This window comes from Acinetobacter sp. ANC_7553 (assembly GCF_056779895.1).
The window spans coordinates 1-256 of the sequence record NZ_JBWYIV010000065.1; the positions used below are offsets into that span (position 1 = coordinate 1).

General features: G+C 44.1%; 1 protein-coding gene. It reads right to left on the minus strand.

What is annotated here, in order from left to right:
* On the minus strand, positions 1-256 hold a 256-nt coding region (locus tag AC1M9I_RS14705), incomplete at both ends, for an Ig-like domain-containing protein (protein WP_481611225.1).

The following is a 256-nucleotide window of genomic DNA, read 5'->3' on the forward strand; positions in this document are numbered from 1 at the left end:
CAGTATTACCCACCGCATCTTTCGCTTCAGCTTTAACTGTATATTCACCTTCTGGTAATTCTTCAGTCGGTGTGAACGTCCAGTTACCTTCTGGATCTACAGTCGCATCACCTGTTGCTACAGGGTTGCCATCTTTGTCTAAGATTTCAACTTTTACTGTTGCACCTGGCTCAGTCTTACCTGAGATTGTTGGTGTAGTATCGTTTGTTGGCTTAAGCTCATCGATGGTTAATTCAGGTGCTACTGTGTCAACCTC